At 70.3% G+C, this 14,268-nt stretch carries 14 protein-coding genes and 2 rRNA genes; 4 read left to right on the top strand and 12 right to left on the bottom strand.

The annotated features are described in order from the left end of the window. Positions 1 to 41 precede the first annotated feature (41 nt). On the bottom strand, positions 42 to 821 hold the full coding sequence (locus ABZ840_RS12895; RefSeq protein WP_361557818.1) for a redox-sensing transcriptional repressor Rex: 780 nt from the start codon (positions 819 to 821) through the stop codon (positions 42 to 44). A 376-nt stretch (positions 822 to 1,197) separates the two neighbouring features. Between ABZ840_RS12895 and ABZ840_RS12890 the strand changes: the two genes are divergently transcribed. The 4 genes from ABZ840_RS12890 (at position 1,198) to ABZ840_RS12875 (ending at position 5,636) form a co-directional block, all read left to right on the top strand. Further along, entirely contained in the window at positions 1,198 to 1,476 is a 279-nt protein-coding gene (locus ABZ840_RS12890) for a glutaredoxin family protein (protein WP_361557816.1), read from the top strand. A 251-nt stretch (positions 1,477 to 1,727) separates the two neighbouring features. Then, the gene (locus ABZ840_RS12885; RefSeq protein WP_361557813.1) at positions 1,728 to 2,762 is read left to right on the top strand and encodes an HAD-IB family hydrolase; all 1,035 of its coding nucleotides are present in this window, start codon (positions 1,728 to 1,730) and stop codon (positions 2,760 to 2,762) included. Between the two features lie 529 nt (positions 2,763 to 3,291). Further along, complete coding sequence (locus ABZ840_RS12880; RefSeq protein ID WP_361557810.1) at positions 3,292 to 4,086, top strand: ECF subfamily RNA polymerase sigma factor, BldN family; 795 nt, start codon at positions 3,292 to 3,294, stop codon at positions 4,084 to 4,086. 344 nt (positions 4,087 to 4,430) lie between these two features. After that, a complete protein-coding gene (locus ABZ840_RS12875; RefSeq protein ID WP_361557807.1) occupies positions 4,431 to 5,636 on the top strand; it encodes a DUF5667 domain-containing protein in 1,206 nt (401 codons plus the stop codon). Between the two features lie 186 nt (positions 5,637 to 5,822). Here ABZ840_RS12875 and ABZ840_RS12870 read toward each other — a convergent pair whose 3' ends face one another. From ABZ840_RS12870 to ABZ840_RS12820, 11 genes are all read right to left on the bottom strand, one after another. Continuing rightward, on the bottom strand, positions 5,823 to 6,800 hold the full coding sequence (locus tag ABZ840_RS12870) for an aldo/keto reductase (protein WP_361557804.1): 978 nt from the start codon (positions 6,798 to 6,800) through the stop codon (positions 5,823 to 5,825). Positions 6,801 to 6,898: 98 nt separating this feature from the next. Next, positions 6,899 to 7,903 (bottom strand): lysophospholipid acyltransferase family protein, encoded by a 1,005-nt coding sequence (locus tag ABZ840_RS12865; protein ID WP_361557801.1) that lies wholly within the window; start codon positions 7,901 to 7,903, stop codon positions 6,899 to 6,901. A gap of 14 nt (positions 7,904 to 7,917) precedes the next feature. Beyond that, positions 7,918 to 8,967 carry an NAD-dependent epimerase/dehydratase family protein gene (locus ABZ840_RS12860; RefSeq protein ID WP_361557798.1) on the bottom strand — a complete coding sequence of 350 codons (1,050 nt, stop codon included), beginning with the start codon at positions 8,965 to 8,967 and terminating at the stop codon, positions 7,918 to 7,920. 326 nt (positions 8,968 to 9,293) lie between these two features. After that, a complete protein-coding gene (locus ABZ840_RS12855; protein ID WP_003948845.1) occupies positions 9,294 to 9,392 on the bottom strand; it encodes an AURKAIP1/COX24 domain-containing protein in 99 nt (32 codons plus the stop codon). Between the two features lie 162 nt (positions 9,393 to 9,554). Next, on the bottom strand, positions 9,555 to 9,764 hold the full coding sequence (locus ABZ840_RS12850) for a helix-turn-helix domain-containing protein (RefSeq protein WP_014144137.1): 210 nt from the start codon (positions 9,762 to 9,764) through the stop codon (positions 9,555 to 9,557). Positions 9,765 to 9,892: 128 nt separating this feature from the next. Next, positions 9,893 to 10,708 carry a phosphatase gene (locus ABZ840_RS12845; RefSeq protein WP_361557795.1) on the bottom strand — a complete coding sequence of 272 codons (816 nt, stop codon included), beginning with the start codon at positions 10,706 to 10,708 and terminating at the stop codon, positions 9,893 to 9,895. A gap of 114 nt (positions 10,709 to 10,822) precedes the next feature. Next, positions 10,823 to 11,998, bottom strand: coding sequence for an acetoin utilization protein AcuC (locus tag ABZ840_RS12840; RefSeq protein ID WP_361557792.1), 1,176 nt, complete (start codon positions 11,996 to 11,998; stop codon positions 10,823 to 10,825). Next, positions 11,949 to 13,211 carry an MFS transporter gene (locus tag ABZ840_RS12835; protein ID WP_361557789.1) on the bottom strand — a complete coding sequence of 421 codons (1,263 nt, stop codon included), beginning with the start codon at positions 13,209 to 13,211 and terminating at the stop codon, positions 11,949 to 11,951. The genes ABZ840_RS12840 and ABZ840_RS12835 overlap by 50 nt, the downstream gene beginning before the upstream one ends. A 43-nt stretch (positions 13,212 to 13,254) precedes the next feature. Further along, positions 13,255 to 13,899 (bottom strand): HAD family hydrolase, encoded by a 645-nt coding sequence (locus ABZ840_RS12830; protein WP_361557786.1) that lies wholly within the window; start codon positions 13,897 to 13,899, stop codon positions 13,255 to 13,257. 104 nt (positions 13,900 to 14,003) lie between these two features. Beyond that, a 5S ribosomal RNA gene (gene rrf / locus ABZ840_RS12825) occupies positions 14,004 to 14,120 on the bottom strand. A 74-nt stretch (positions 14,121 to 14,194) separates the two neighbouring features. Then, positions 14,195 to 14,268: ribosomal RNA gene (locus ABZ840_RS12820) — 23S ribosomal RNA — on the bottom strand; the annotation flags it as partial.

Here is a 14,268-nt window from a genome sequence, read left to right as displayed (position 1 = left end):
CCCCCAGTCTCCGACCGGGGGGACCCCCATGCTGCGCTCGCTCATGCCGGCATCACGGCGGGTACGTCCCCGTCGGGTCCCTTGCGGTCGGAGTCGTCGGCGGGCGCCGGGCGCACCGGTGTCGTGGCGGGCTGCGCGGCGTCCTGGCTGCTGGCCTCCTCGCCGGCCTTGCGCTGCTCGTGGAAGGCGAGGATCTGCAGCTCTATGGAGAGGTCGACCTTGCGCACGTCGACCCCTTCGGGGACGGAGAGCACGGTCGGCGCGAAGTTCAGGATGGAGGTGACGCCGGCGGCCACGAGGCGGTCGCAGACCTGCTGCGCCGCGCCCGCGGGAGTCGCGATCACGCCGATCGAGACGCCGTTGTCATCAATGATCTTTTCGAGCTCGTCCGTGTGCTGGACGGCGATGCCCGCGACGGGCTTGCCGGCCATGGCCGGGTCGGCGTCGATCAGGGCCGCGACACGGAAGCCGCGGGAGGCGAAGCCGCCGTAGTTGGCGAGCGCGGCGCCGAGGTTACCGATACCGACGATCACAACCGGCCAGTCCTGCGTGAGGCCGAGCTCCCGGGAGATCTGGTAGACGAGGTACTCCACGTCGTAGCCCACACCACGCGTGCCGTACGAGCCCAGGTACGAGAAGTCCTTCCGCAGCTTGGCGGAATTGACCCCCGCCGCGGCGGCCAGCTCCTCGGACGAGACCGTGGGGACCGAACGCTCCGAGAGCGCGGTCAGTGCACGCAGATACAGCGGAAGCCGGGCGACGGTGGCCTCGGGGATCCCTCGGCTTCGGGTCGCCGGTCGGTGAGTTCGGCCAGTTGCCACGGTGCTCCTGCGGGTAGAGCGGGGCTTTGGACGGCCAAATGTCTCAAGACCGCCCTGTCGATAGCAGGCTATGTCTTTGTGAACGCGTGCACAAAGATGGTGTCCGCTTTGTCCCGTCAACGTGACCGGTGTCACGCACTTATTGCGGCAATTCGCGGAACCACATCCTGCGCCACTCCGTTCACACTCTTCGCGTGGATAACGCAGGACCGTGAACGGGAACACGCCGCGCCTCTCCTTGCTGTTTTACCCCCGTACACCTACAAATCGACCATCGATGGTACGGGAAACCAACGCGCTGCCCGAAGGCTCGTGACGGCCGTCATACCGCCGCCGGAAACCGACGCGGAAGGCGCTGCCCAGGCACAATGAGCACATGGCCCCGCTTCTCCGCCGCACCCAGCGCAAGAACCCCGCCGACCGGACGGTCACGCTCATCGGCAAGCCCGGCTGCCACCTCTGCGACGACGCCCAGCAAGTGATCGAGACGATCTGCGCGGAGACCGGCGCCGCCTGGGAGAAGAAGGACATCACGGAGGACGAGGAGCTGTACCGCAAATACTGGGAGCAGATTCCGGTCATCCTCGTCGACGGCGCACAGCACGACTTCTGGCGCGTGGACCCGCAGCGGCTGCGCAAGGCCCTGGGGGCCTGAAGCCGGGCGCCTGCCGGTGGACCCGAGCCGGGCGCTTGAAGGGCGTGCGTGCGGGGCGTACGGAAGCGCGGGGCGTGGTGCACGGGCGTACGCGCGCGGCGCGCGGGAGCACAAGCGGCGCAGAGAGCCCGTTCGCGCACGCCCCCTCGGCGGATACCCGGCGTGGCCGTAACGCGACCGTCGGCAGCCCCGCGCCTGCCTGACATGCGTGCGTAACCAGGGGCACCGAACAAACTGGCTATGCTCGCGGTATGGCCCACCCGTCGCCCGAGCACCGCCCCGGCAGGAGCCCCATCAGCGCGTCCCTCATCACGGGCATTCCGTCCCTCGTCACGGGATGGTTCACCCGCCACCGGCGCCCCGCCACCGCACGCAGCGTGCTGGCCGGCGAGGCGGCGGCCGAGGCCGCCCGCAAGAGCTCCCTGGAGGCCGAGGCACAGGCCGCGGCGGAGGCCGCCGCGGCGACCGCCGACAGCGAAGCCGAGGACGCCGAGCCGGATTTCCCGGTCGTCGGCGACGACAAGGCCGCCGCCTTCTTCGACCTGGACAACACCGTCATGCAGGGCGCCGCGATCTACCACTTCGGCCGTGGCCTCTACAAGCGGCACTTCTTCCACAAGCGCGACCTCGCCCGCTTCGTGTGGCAGCAGGCGTACTTCCGGCTGGCCGGCTCGGAGAACCCCGAGCACATGGAGGACGTACGCAACAGCGCGCTCTCCATCGTCCAGGGCCACCGCGTCTCCGAGCTGATGACCATAGGCGAGGAGATCTACGACGAGTACATGGCCGAGCGGGTCTGGCCCGGCACCCGGGCGCTCGCCCAGGCCCATCTGGACGCGGGCCAGAAGGTGTGGCTGGTCACCGCGGCCCCCGTGGAGACCGCCACGATCATCGCCCGCCGGCTCGGCCTGACCGGCGCGCTCGGCACGGTCGCCGAGTCGGTCGGCGGGGTCTACACGGGCAAGCTCGTCGGCGAACCGCTGCACGGCCCCGCTAAGGCCGAGGCGGTGCGGGCGCTCGCCATGGCCGAGGGCCTGGACCTCCAGCGCTGCGCCGCGTACAGCGACTCCGCCAACGACATCCCGATGCTCTCGCTCGTCGGCCACCCGTACGCGATCAACCCCGACACCCGGCTGCGCAAGCACGCGCGCGAGCACGGCTGGCGGCTGCGCGACTACCGCACCGGCCGCAAGGCCGCCAAGATCGGCATTCCGGCGGCGGCCGGCGTGGGCGCGGTGGCGGGCGGCGCGGCGGCCGCGGTGGCCCTGCAGCGCCGACGCCGGTAGCTCCCGCACTCCGGGCGGGCTCCACAACCGGAGCCCTATAACCGGAAGCCCGCCCAACTTCCAGCGCGGGGATGGACGTTACACACCGTCACCGAAACGCCCGGGGGCGCGTCGCCCGTCGATGATCAGATGGACGGCGCGTGTCACTTTTTTCGCGCTGGCCTTCGCCGCGCCACCCCTGAGGGTGCCTCCGCGCGCCCCGTACGAACACGCGTACCGCTGTGTGCAGGGCAAACCTTCTTCATACCCCACCGGTCCCCACGCACCCGCGCGACGCCCGCGGCGCCACAACACGCCCTACAACCAGCCAGATCACGACACTTTCTGATCAATTTCTGTTCAACATCCGATACTTGAACGAACAGAAATACGTAACAGACCAGACTGAATCGACGATTTGAGCAACTGGGTGTAGCGCTGCCTGTACGAAGCGTTATTCTCCTCAGACGCAAACCGGAACCCATAAGCCCCTACCGCGGGTGAACGGTCCCGCACTGCACGTGATGGAAGCTCTGCCTCTGGGAGTCCCGTGTACCCACACGTCGGGGTTGACGCCTCGGGCCTGGCTACGCTGCGTACGACGCTCGTCGACCACCTGCGCAGTTTTGTCCCCACCGCGTACGCCGTCCCCGCCCTCGCCACACCAGCCCCTGCCGCCGGACCCGCCAGCGCCTGCTACGCCCTGGCGGACGCCAGGACCGCCGTCGGCGCCAGGTCCGCAACCAGCCGTACCCGCCGCGGCGGCACGACCACCGCCCGGCGCCCCGCCGACAGCGACAGCCGTCGCATGATGGACCTCGTCGAGCGCGCCCAGGCGGGCGAGGCCGACGCGTTCGGCCGGCTCTACGACCAGTACGCCGACACGGTTTACCGCTACATCTACTACCGCGTCGGCGGCCGGGCGACCGCCGAGGACCTGACCAGCGAGACGTTCCTGCGCGCCCTGCGCCGGATCGGCACCTTCACCTGGCAGGGCCGCGACTTCGGAGCCTGGCTGGTGACCATCGCGCGCAACCTCGTCGCCGACCACTTCAAGTCCTCGCGCTTCCGTCTGGAGGTGACCACGGGCGAGATGCTCGACGCCAACGAGGTCGAGCGCAGTCCCGAGGACTCGGTCCTCGAATCCCTGTCCAATGCCGCCCTCCTCGAAGCCGTCCGCAAACTCAACCCCCAACAGCAGGAATGCGTCACGCTCCGGTTCCTCCAGGGGCTGTCGGTCGCCGAGACCGCCCGCGTCATGGGCAAGAACGAAGGAGCGATCAAGACCCTCCAGTACCGCGCGGTCCGGACGCTCGCGCGCCTGCTGCCGGACGACGCACGCTGAGCATCCCCCACCCTTCCGTGTCCCCGTTCGTCCCCCTCACCCCCCGAACGGCCGTCCCCCGGCCCGAACATCCGTCCCGCACGGCACTCCCATTGTGCCGCCAAGCCTTGACCAGGCCATCACTTTCAGCCATCGCACGGTACCGGTCCGTCACATCATCGTGAGGGCGTAACCCGAGTACCTCGCCGCTCGTTGTGCGGAATGCAGGCTCCCTGCGGACATGCCATGCCCGCAGCCGCTCACTCGATCGAGTGGTTGCGTGCAGGGTGTGCAGCCTTCCGGCCCTGCTGGATCGTCAAGCCAGTCCGGGGAGTCGAGCGGGATGATGAGAGGAGGTGCCGCCCGTGATCGCGAACGTATCGGCGCACCGGCGGGCTAACGCCTTCGCCCAGGCTCTGGAGGATCAGGACCTCCGGGGCGCGGCCGATGAGCAGATCGACACACCGGGGCCGGAGCCGGCTGAGCCCGAGACGGCACGGCTGCTGGCAGTCGCCGGCGGTCTGGGGGAGCTCCCCAAGCCGACCATGGACCCGGAAGCGCGCACGATTCAACGCGCACAGCTCATCGCCGCGATGGAGGCCGCTTTCGCCGAAGGCGGCGCACCCTCCGACGGCGCGAAGGTGCCCCAGCAGCGCGGCGTGCGAGGCGCGCACCGCGCCGCCAAGTCACTCGGGCGGCTGCGCCCACGGTCCCGGCTGTCCCGGAGGCTCGCCGCCGGCGGGCTCACGGTCGGCGTGGCGGCCGGCGCGTTCAGCGGGGTGGCCGCCGCCAGTTCCGACGCGCTGCCGGGCGATTCGCTCTACGGCCTCAAGCGCGGCATGGAGGACCTCAAGCTCGGCATGGCCGAGGACGACTCCGACCGCGGCCGGCTCTACCTCGACCAGGCGTCCAGCCGGATGCACGAGGCCCGGCGGCTGGTGGAGCGCCTGAAGTCCGGTCCGCTGGAGCACGAGACGCTCCACGAGGTACGCAGGTCCCTCTCGGGCGTCACCCAGGACGCGGGCACGGCCCACCGGCTGCTGCACGGCGCGTACGAGCGGGACGGCTCGCTCGGCGCCATCCAGGCGCTGGACTCCTTCACCTCCTCGCACCGCGAGGGCTGGGTGCAGCTGCGCGACCGGCTGCCGGTCCAGCTCGCCGACGTCTCCCACGAGGTCAGCTCGGTCTTCGACGCCATAGACGAGGAGGTCGGGCCGCTGCGCCCGCTCCTGCCGAAGAAGGCCGACGAGGGCACCGGGCGCGGCACCCCGTCCGCCTCGGGCGCCACGGACCAGGACCAGTCGACGACGCCGTCCCGCTCCGGCAGCCCGTCGGCGGGCGGCGAGAAGCACGACTCGCCCTCGCCCGAGCCGTCCTCGTCGTCCTCCTCGAAGGACGACGGTCTGCTCGGCGGCAACACCGGCGGGCTGCTCGACCCGCCGGAGCAGGACAGCCCGTCCCCCTCGAAGGGTGAGCGCGAGAGCGACGAGCCCGCCGAGCCGGATGTCACCATCCCGCCGCTGCTCCCGGACCTGCTCCCGGGGCTCGGCGTCGACGGCCGGGACGAGTAGCGGCGCGCAGCGAGCGCAGCGCGCCGCCCGCGGCCCGGCGGCGCCGGGTGTTCTTCCGGTCCTTCCCTCCAGAAGAACGTCCGGCGCCGTCGCATGCGCAGGGGCGCGGCCCCCGGCCATGGCGTACGGACCGGGTGCAGGGCCGCGCCCGTACGTCCCGCGCGCGCCTGCCCCGCGCGGCCCTTCTCAGTGGCCGCTGACCGGCCGTGCCGTGTACGGCCCTTCGAGCCGCTCGATCTCGTCGGCGGTGAGCTTCAGCTCCAGCGCGGCCAGCGCGTCGTCGAGGTGTCCCGCCTTCGACGCGCCCACGATCGGCGCGGTCACCTGCTCCTGGTGCAGCAGCCAGGCGAGCGCCACCCGCGCCCGCGGCACACCGCGCTCCGCGGCGATGGCACCGACCGCCTCGACGATCTTCCGGTCGCCCTCCTGGTACAGCGTCTTGCCGAACTCATCGGTCTGCGCGCGGTTGCTGGTGGTGTCCCAGTCCCGGGTCAGCCGGCCGCGGGCCAGCGGGCTCCAGGGCAGGACGCCCACGCCCTGGTCCGCGCAGAGCGGCAGCATCTCGCGCTCCTCCTCGCGGTAGAGGAGGTTGTAGTGGTTCTGCATGGTGGCGAAGCGGGTCCAGCCGTTCCGCTCGGCGGTGTACTGGGCCTTGGCGAACTGCCACGCGTACATCGAGCTGGCGCCGATGTGGCGGGCCTTGCCGGCCTTCACCACGTCGTGCAGGGCCTCCATCGTCTCCTCGATCGGAGTGCGGGGGTCCCAGCGGTGGATCTGGTAGAGGTCGACGTAGTCGGTGCCGAGCCGGCGCAGGCTGTTGTCGATCTCGGTCATGATCGCCTTGCGGGACAGCCCGGCGCCGTTGGGGCCCGGCCGCATCCGGCCGTTGACCTTCGTGGCCAGCACGATCTCGTCGCGCCGGGCGAAGTCGGCGAGCGCCCTGCCGACGATCTCCTCGCTGGTGCCGTCGGAGTAGACGTTGGCGGTGTCGAAGAAGTTGATCCCGGCCTCGACGGCCTGCCAGACGAGCGGGCGGGACTGCTCCTCGTCGAGGGTCCAGGGGTGCGGGCCGCGGTCGGGCACGCCGTAGGTCATGCAGCCGAGGCAGAGGCGGGAGACGTCCAGGCCGGTGGATCCGAGCTTCACGTACTGGGTGTTGGACATGATCCAAGTCTGTCCCGGGGGTGCCCGGCCGGAACACGGGGCACCCCCGGCACACACGTCACAGTCCGGGCGGGCGCGTCACCGCCCGGGCGAGGGCGTCAGAAGAACACCGAACGCCGTTGCACCAGCAGCTTGTAGAGGGTGTGCTGAATCGTTTCGCGAACCTGGTCCGTGAGGTTGAACATCAGCATCGGGTCGTCCGCCGCCTCGGCCGGATAGCCGTCCGTCGGGATCGGCTCGCCGAACTGGATGGTCCACTTCGTCGGCAGCGGTACTGCGCCCAGCGGCCCCAGCCAGGGGAACGTCGGCGTGATCGGGAAGTACGGGAAGCCGAGCAGCCGGGCCAGCGTCCGGGCATTCCCGATCATCGGGTAGATCTCCTCCGCGCCCACGATGGAGCACGGCACGATCGGCACCCCGGACTTCAGCGCCGTCGACACGAAGCCGCCGCGCCCGAAGCGCTGCAGGCGGTACCGGTCGGAGAAGGGCTTGCCGACTCCCTTGAAGCCCTCCGGCATCACGCCGACCACCTCGCCGCGCTCCAGCAGCCGCTCGGCGTCCTCGGTGCAGGCCAGGGTGTGGCCGGCCTTCCGCGCCAGCTCGTTGACCACCGGCAGCATGAACACCAGGTCGGCCGCCAGCAGCCGCAGATGGCGCCCCGCCGGGTGCTGGTCGTGCACCGCGACCTGGAGCATCAGGCCGTCCAGCGGCAGCGTCCCGGAGTGGTTGGCGACGATCAGCGCCCCGCCCTTGTCGGGGATGTTCTCGATGCCCTTGACCTCGACCCGGAAGTACTTGTCGTACAGGGGCCGCAGCACGGACATCATGACCTGGTCGGTGAGTTCCTCGTCGTACCCGAAGTCGTCGACCTCGTACTCACCGGTGAGTCGTCTGCGCAGGAAGCTGAGCCCGCCGGCGATCCGCTGCTCCCAGGACGCGCCCCGCTCCTCGGGGGCCTCCCGCGGGGCCGCGGCCTCCGGGTCCTCCTGACGCGGCGGCGGTACGGGCGCCAGCGCGCCGTTCCGCCCCGCGCTCCCCGACCGCTTGGTCCTTCTCCGCGAGCGCGGCTCGTCGCCGAACGGAATGACCTTGGCGTCCGCCATCGTGGGTGAACTCCTCACTGGGTCTGGGCACTGGCTGCGGGCAGCAGCGCGGCGAGCCGGTCGACGGTACGGGAGACGGTCTCGGGCGGCAGCAGGCCGGGCCCGCGGCTGCGGACGAACTCCGCGAAGGTCTCGGCCGTGGTGTACGCCGGGTCGAACCCCAGTGTCTCGCGCATCTGGGTCGTCCTGACGACCCGGCCGTGCGTGAGCATCCGGATCTGCTCCGGCGAGAAGTCGGTGATGCCGAGCGAGCGCAGCATCGAGCCCGCCCAGGTGACCGTCGGCAGCAGCAGCGGCAGCGTGGGCCGGCCCAGCCGCCGCGAGCACTGCGAGAGCAGCAGCACGCCGTCGCCCGCGATGTTGAACGTGCCGCTGTTGAGCGTGCCCCTGCGGGGCTCGGCGGTCGCGAGGCGCAGCGCCTCGATCGCGTCTTCCTCATGCACGAACTGCAGCCGCGGGTCGTATCCGAGGACGGTGGGCAGCACGGGCAGCGAGAAGTACTCGGCGAGCGGGGAGTCAGCGCACGGCCCGAGGATGTTGGCGAACCGCAGCACGCAGACCGCGACGTCGGGGCGCCTGCGGGCGAAGCCGCGTACGTACCCCTCCACCTCCATGACGTCCTTCGCGAAGCCGCCGCTGGGCAGCGACTTGGCGCCGGTGGTCTCGGTGAAGACCGCGGGGTCTCGGGGCGCGGAGCCGTACACGCTCGTGGAGGACTTCACGACCAGCCGCTTGACGTGCGGTGCCTTCTGACAGGCGCCGAGCAGCTGCATCGTGCCGATGACGTTGGTCTCCTTGACCGACGAGCGGCTGCCGCGGGAACCGAGCGGTGTCCCGTGAATGTCCATGTGCACGACGGTGTCCACGCCGGTCTCGGCAAGGACCTTGGCGATGGCCGGATGTCTGATGTCGGCTTTGAGGAACTCCGCGCCACCGAGGTGGTGCTCGGGCGGCACGGCGTCCACGCCGATCACCCGGTCGACGTCGGGATCACGCTGGAGCCGGCGGACGTAGCGGCCGCCCAGCTGACGTGCGACTCCCGTGACGAGCACGACCTTGCCCAAGATCAGCCCTTCCTTCCCACCATCGTCCCCCGCCCGCCCCCGCACGTGCCGAGATGTGGCGGCCCACGCTATCCGGTCGGTGTTGCGCTGTGATGACCTGTGGACAACCCCGAGCGACTTTCGGCCTGGTCCGGTCCTGTGCACAACTCCGTCACCCGAGCCCTCGCCAAGCCCGTCACCCGGCCGCCCCGCCCCCGGCTGCCGCTCACGTGCCCGGGCCGGGTACCCCGCTTCCGGGCGACCGTGCCCCCCAACTCGCCGGCCCCCGAACGCACCGCAGCCCCCCACCGTGCGGTGGGGGGCTGCGGAGTCGCGATCAGCTTCGCTTACTTCTTGTTGCGACGCTGAACACGCGTGCGCTTGAGCAGCTTGCGGTGCTTCTTCTTGGCCATCCGCTTGCGCCGCTTCTTGATAACAGAGCCCACGACTACCCTCGCTCACTTCGAATCACTCGGTGCGGGGCGTCCGAGCCCACACTACCTACATCGGGCCAGCCTACCTGGCGCCGAGCGTACGGCGTAATCCGAGGGTCTCCGTGACCTCCGTACGGCCTCACCGGGCCCCGAAAGGGCCTGTCAGGCCCCCCGTCAGGCCGATTCCACCCCCACGTAGGACTCGCGGAGGTAGTCGTGGACCGCCTGCTCCGGCACCCGGAACGACCTCCCCACTCGGATCGCGGGCAGATGACCGCTGTGCACCAAGCGGTACACGGTCATCTTCGACACTCGCATCACTGTGGCAACTTCCGCCACAGTAAGGAACACGACCTCATTCAGAGGCCTCTGGTCTGCAGCCATGACACACCTGGTCCTTCCGCACATGACGGGCACCGGCTTCCCCTCCGGTGACTCTTCGTCGCTATGCGCTCACTCCCCAGGTTAGGGGCGGGTGATGCGAGTGGGGAAGAGGAGTAGCCATCGGCCGCCTACTGTGACAGACACGCTCGATTGAGTACATAGCGAGTAAGCGGTCGGTAGTAATCAGACCGCACAGCGTCATCAAGCGGAACTACGACGGACACCCGCCCCTCCGCCTGCCCGACGAACAGTGCCGGATCGTCCGTATCCGCCAGGCCGATGGCCTCAAAGCCCAGCTGACCTGCTCCGCAGACCCATCCGTGGTCCCCGATCACGAGCTCGGGAAGGGGTCCGGCGGCGTCTGCGGCAGCACCAAGGGCACTACGAACCGGGAGGGGGGAGTGCGTGTGGACTCCCGGCTCCCCGAGGCCCTCCCGCACGCCCGGTTCGCGCATCCGCGCGACTCCTCGTACGTAGCCAAGGTTGTACGTGCGTACCCCAAAGCGGGTCATTATGTCGATACTTGTGCCGTACGCAGGGGTGAGGACGGGGCACCCAGCCGCCGACAAAGCGTCTGCGAGACCGCTGTAGAAGCCGGTGAGACGGTCCGGATGGCCGGTGCCGATCAGTACCGGCGAGCGGCTGCCGGCCGCTTCTCCGAGCCGGTCGGCGAACGCATCGAGCGCGGCCACGGTCCGGTCCGGATCGATGACATCTGTGCCAGAAATATGCGCAGGATCGGCCGAAACCCCGCATCGCGCTTCCATGAGCCCGAGCAGATCATCGACGGACCACTCCCCTTCGGGCTCCAGCCCGATCAGCGCTCGCGGGTCCCCCGCCGCAAAGAGGCGGTAGCGGTTCAGACTCTTCTCCCGCGAGGTCGCGATCATCCCCGCGAGCCGTGCTCCGACCAGATGCGCCCGCAGCGCGCCAGTGCTCGACACGCCGCCCATGCTGGCCGCCGGACTCCCACCCCATGCCCTGACTGATGGGTAATCACACGTTCGAGGGGGATGAGCGGCGCGAAGCGTACGTAAGTGGGCCGACCCGCTCCGCCTCTACGGCAGCAGTCCGTGCGCCGGGAAGACCGCCCGGCGCGTGGCCAGGATCGCCTGGTCCAGCCGGTCCGCCGGGTCGTACCCGCTGTCCGCGAACTCCCGGAACACCGGATCCCGCCCGTCCGTCATCCGCCGCGGCCCCGGCTGCCGCGTCAGCCGGTACACCTCGTGCTGCCACTCCTCCGGGATGTCCGTCCTCGGCTCCAGCGGCTGCCCGGCCGCGATCGCGACCAGGTGCGTCCACGTACGCGGCACCACGTCGACCACCGCGTACCCACCGCCCCCGAGCGCGATCCAGCGGCCTTCGCAGTGCTCGTGCGCGAGCCGGTGACAGGTCTCGGCCACCGTGCGCTGCGCGTCCACGCTCACCGCCAGGTGCGCCAGCGGGTCCTCGAAGTGCGTGTCGGCGCCGTGCTGCGTGACGATCACGTCCGGCCGGAAACCGGCCACCAGCTCCGGCACCACGGCGTGGAAAGCGCGCAGCCAGCCCTCGTCACCCGTACCGGCCGGCAGCGCCACGTTCGCCGCGCTGCCCTCGGCGCCCTCGGCACCGGTCTCCTCCGGCCAGCCGGTCTGCGGGAAGAGGGTGCGCGGATGCTCGTGGAGCGAGATCGTCAGGACCCGGGGATCCTCCCAGAACGCGGCCTGCACGCCGTCCCCGTGGTGCACGTCCACATCCACGTACACCACCCGGCGCGCGCCCAGCTCCAGCAGTCGCGCGACCGCCAGCGCCGCGTCGTTGTAGATGCAGAATCCGGCCGCGCCGCCCGGCATCGCGTGGTGCAGCCCGCCGGCGAAGTTCACCGCGTGCAGCGCGTCCCCGCGCCACACCGCTTCCGCCGCGCCCACCGACTGCCCCGCGATCAGCGCCGAGGCCTCGTGCATGCCCGCGAACGCCGGGTCGTCCTCGGTACCGAGCCCGTACGCCGGGTCGGCGGACTTGGGGTCGGCCGAGGCCCGCTGCACGGCCTCGATGTAGTCCTGGCGGTGCACCAGCCGCAGCGTGGACAGGCCCGCCGCCTTCGCGGCCGCCACCTGCACCGGAGCGCGATGGAGGCCGTACGCCTCCACCAGCCGCATCGTCAGTGCGAGCCGTACCGGGTCCATCGGATGGCCGGGCCCGAAGTCATAGCCCGTTACTGCCTCGTCCCACATCAGCTGTGCGCGGCCGCTCATGTCCGCCACCGTATCGGGCGCGCCCGCCGCCGAAGGAAGGGGCGTACACCAGCGTCACCAGCACGAGCACCATCGGGATCAGCATTGCTCCGCGGTAACTCCAGGCGTCCCCCACCGCTCCCACCAGCGGCGAACCGATCAGAAAGCCCACATAGTTGAAGATATTGAGTCGCGCGACGGCCGCGTCCGACGCTTCCGGACCGCGCGCCGCCCCGTGCGCCTCGTACGCCTGGCGCCCGGCCGCCGCGAACGTCTGCGGCACGATCACGCTCAGCCCGAACCCCAGCAGCGTGAAGCCGGCCATGCCGGGCCACGCGCCGGGAGCCACCGCCACGACCGCGAACCCGGCGGCGGCCACCACCGCGCCCGCGCGCACCACCGCCACCGGCCCGAACCGCCGCACGCCCAGGTCCCCCACGCTCCGCCCCAGCAGCGTGGTGACCATGTACACGTTGTACGGGACCGTCGCCAGCTGCTCCGAGCTGCCCAGGACGTCCTGCAGATACTTCGCGCTCCAGTTGGAGACCGTCGAGTCCCCGATGTACGCGAACGCCATGACCAGGCAGAGGGGAAGAAGGAACCGCAGGGAGAGGGAGGTAGAGGCGGTACCCGCGGCGTGCGCCGGGCGCCGCTCCTGGTCCACGTACCAGCGCCCGGCGATCAGCACCGCCGGCACCGCGACCGCGGCGGCCGGCCCGTACAGCGCCGCCAGCGGCAGCTCCCAGTGCGCGCCGGCCCAGGCCAGCGAGGCGCCCACGATGCCGCCGAGGCTGTACGCCGCGTGGAAGCCGAGCATGATGCTGCGCCCGTAGGCGCGCTGCAGGCTCACCCCCAGCATGTTCATCGCGGCGTCCAGCGCCCCGACCGCCAGCCCGAAGACCGCCATGGCGACGGCCACCTGGGCGAGGCCGCTGCCTGCCCCCACGGCGACGAGCGCCAGACAGACCACCGGCTGCACGCACCGCAGGACGAGCCCCGGCCTGACCCGTTTCACCAGGTGTTCCGTGGCCACGCTGCCCACGCCGGCCAGGATCGGCACGGCGGCGAGGAAGGCGGGCAGCAGGCCGTCGGAGATGCCGTACCGGTCCTGGATCGCGGGGATCCGCGTCACGAGCAGCGCGAAGACCGCGCCCTGGGCGAAGAAGCTCAGGGCGAGCGCGGCCCGGCCGCGCCGGAGGCGGGGCTCAGGGCTGAACCCGGAAACGGCGGTCATGGCGGGTCAGCGTAGAACTCCCCGCTACCGATGGGTAGATGAATCACACAAGAAGATCCGGAAGCCCGTCCATCGCACTGAAGAGGGCGGTGGCGTCCGACAGCCGCTCGGCCGGGGTCATGGCCGTGAAGCCGTACACGTCCATGCCGGCCGCGCGCGCCGCACGCACGCCCAGCGGGCTGTCCTCCACGACCGCACAGCGCTCGGGGGCGACGCCCATCTTCTCCGCGGCGTACAGGAAGAGGTCGGGCGCCGGCTTGCCGCGGCCCACGTCCTCCGAGCTGAAGATGCGCTCGTCGGTGAACCACCGGTCGAGCCCGGTCTTCCGGTGCCCGACCCGGATCCGCTCGTGGCTGCCGGAGGACGCGACGCAGTACGGGGTGCCGGCCGCGGCCAGTTCCGCCAGCAGTTCCGGTACTCCGGCGATGGGCGTCAGCTCCTGCTCGAACGCGGCGAAGACCCGCGCATGGAAGGTGCTGTCGAAATCCGCGGGCAGCGGCTGCCCGGTCCGCTCCGCGACGAGGTCGTGCACCCGGTGCATCGCGGATCCCATGTAGTCCCGGATGGACTCCTCGTACGTCGTCGGGTGCCCGAGTTCGGTGAGGTAGCCGGCCAGGATCGTGTTGGAGATCGGCTCACTGTCGACGAGCACACCGTCGTTGTCGAAGATGACCAGGTCGTATCGCATGAGCCCGAGCCTAAAGGGCGTCCGAGGAAGGACGTCCGGCGGAACCGGCCCCGAAACGCAGAAAAGCCCCGCACCATACGGTGCGGGGCTTTCCCTCAAAGTTTGTTCGGCGGCGTCCTACTCTCCCACAGGGTCCCCCCTGCAGTACCATCGGCGCTGAAAGGCTTAGCTTCCGGGTTCGAAATGTAACCGGGCGTTTCCCTAACGCTATGACCACCGAAACACTATGAAGTTGAACTCCAGCCGACAAGGCGAGTTCGTTACTTCAGAACAAACACAGTGGACGCGAGCAACTGAGGACAAGCCCTCGGCCTATTAGTACCAGTCAACTCCACCCGTTACCGGGCTTCCATATCTGGCCTATCAACC

The sequence above is a fragment of the Streptomyces sp. NPDC047117 genome, assembly GCF_040643545.1.
Taxonomy (GTDB): Bacteria; Actinomycetota; Actinomycetes; order Streptomycetales; family Streptomycetaceae; genus Streptomyces.
The sequence above is the reverse complement of the archived record's forward strand: the minus strand, read 5'-3'. Positions and strand labels throughout refer to the sequence as shown.

Coding starts and splice junctions, on each gene's coding strand:
- ABZ840_RS12890 (WP_361557816.1), top strand. CDS start 1,198: ATGGCCCCGCTTCTCCGCCGCACCCAGCGCAAGAACCCCGCCGACCGG.
- ABZ840_RS12885 (WP_361557813.1), top strand. CDS start 1,728: ATGGCCCACCCGTCGCCCGAGCACCGCCCCGGCAGGAGCCCCATCAGC.
- ABZ840_RS12870 (WP_361557804.1), bottom strand. CDS start 6,800: ATGTCCAACACCCAGTACGTGAAGCTCGGATCCACCGGCCTGGACGTC.
- ABZ840_RS12865 (WP_361557801.1), bottom strand. CDS start 7,903: ATGGCGGACGCCAAGGTCATTCCGTTCGGCGACGAGCCGCGCTCGCGG.
- ABZ840_RS12850 (WP_014144137.1), bottom strand. CDS start 9,764: ATGGCTGCAGACCAGAGGCCTCTGAATGAGGTCGTGTTCCTTACTGTG.
- ABZ840_RS12840 (WP_361557792.1), bottom strand. CDS start 11,998: ATGAGCGGCCGCGCACAGCTGATGTGGGACGAGGCAGTAACGGGCTAT.
- ABZ840_RS12835 (WP_361557789.1), bottom strand. CDS start 13,211: ATGACCGCCGTTTCCGGGTTCAGCCCTGAGCCCCGCCTCCGGCGCGGC.
- ABZ840_RS12830 (WP_361557786.1), bottom strand. CDS start 13,899: ATGCGATACGACCTGGTCATCTTCGACAACGACGGTGTGCTCGTCGAC.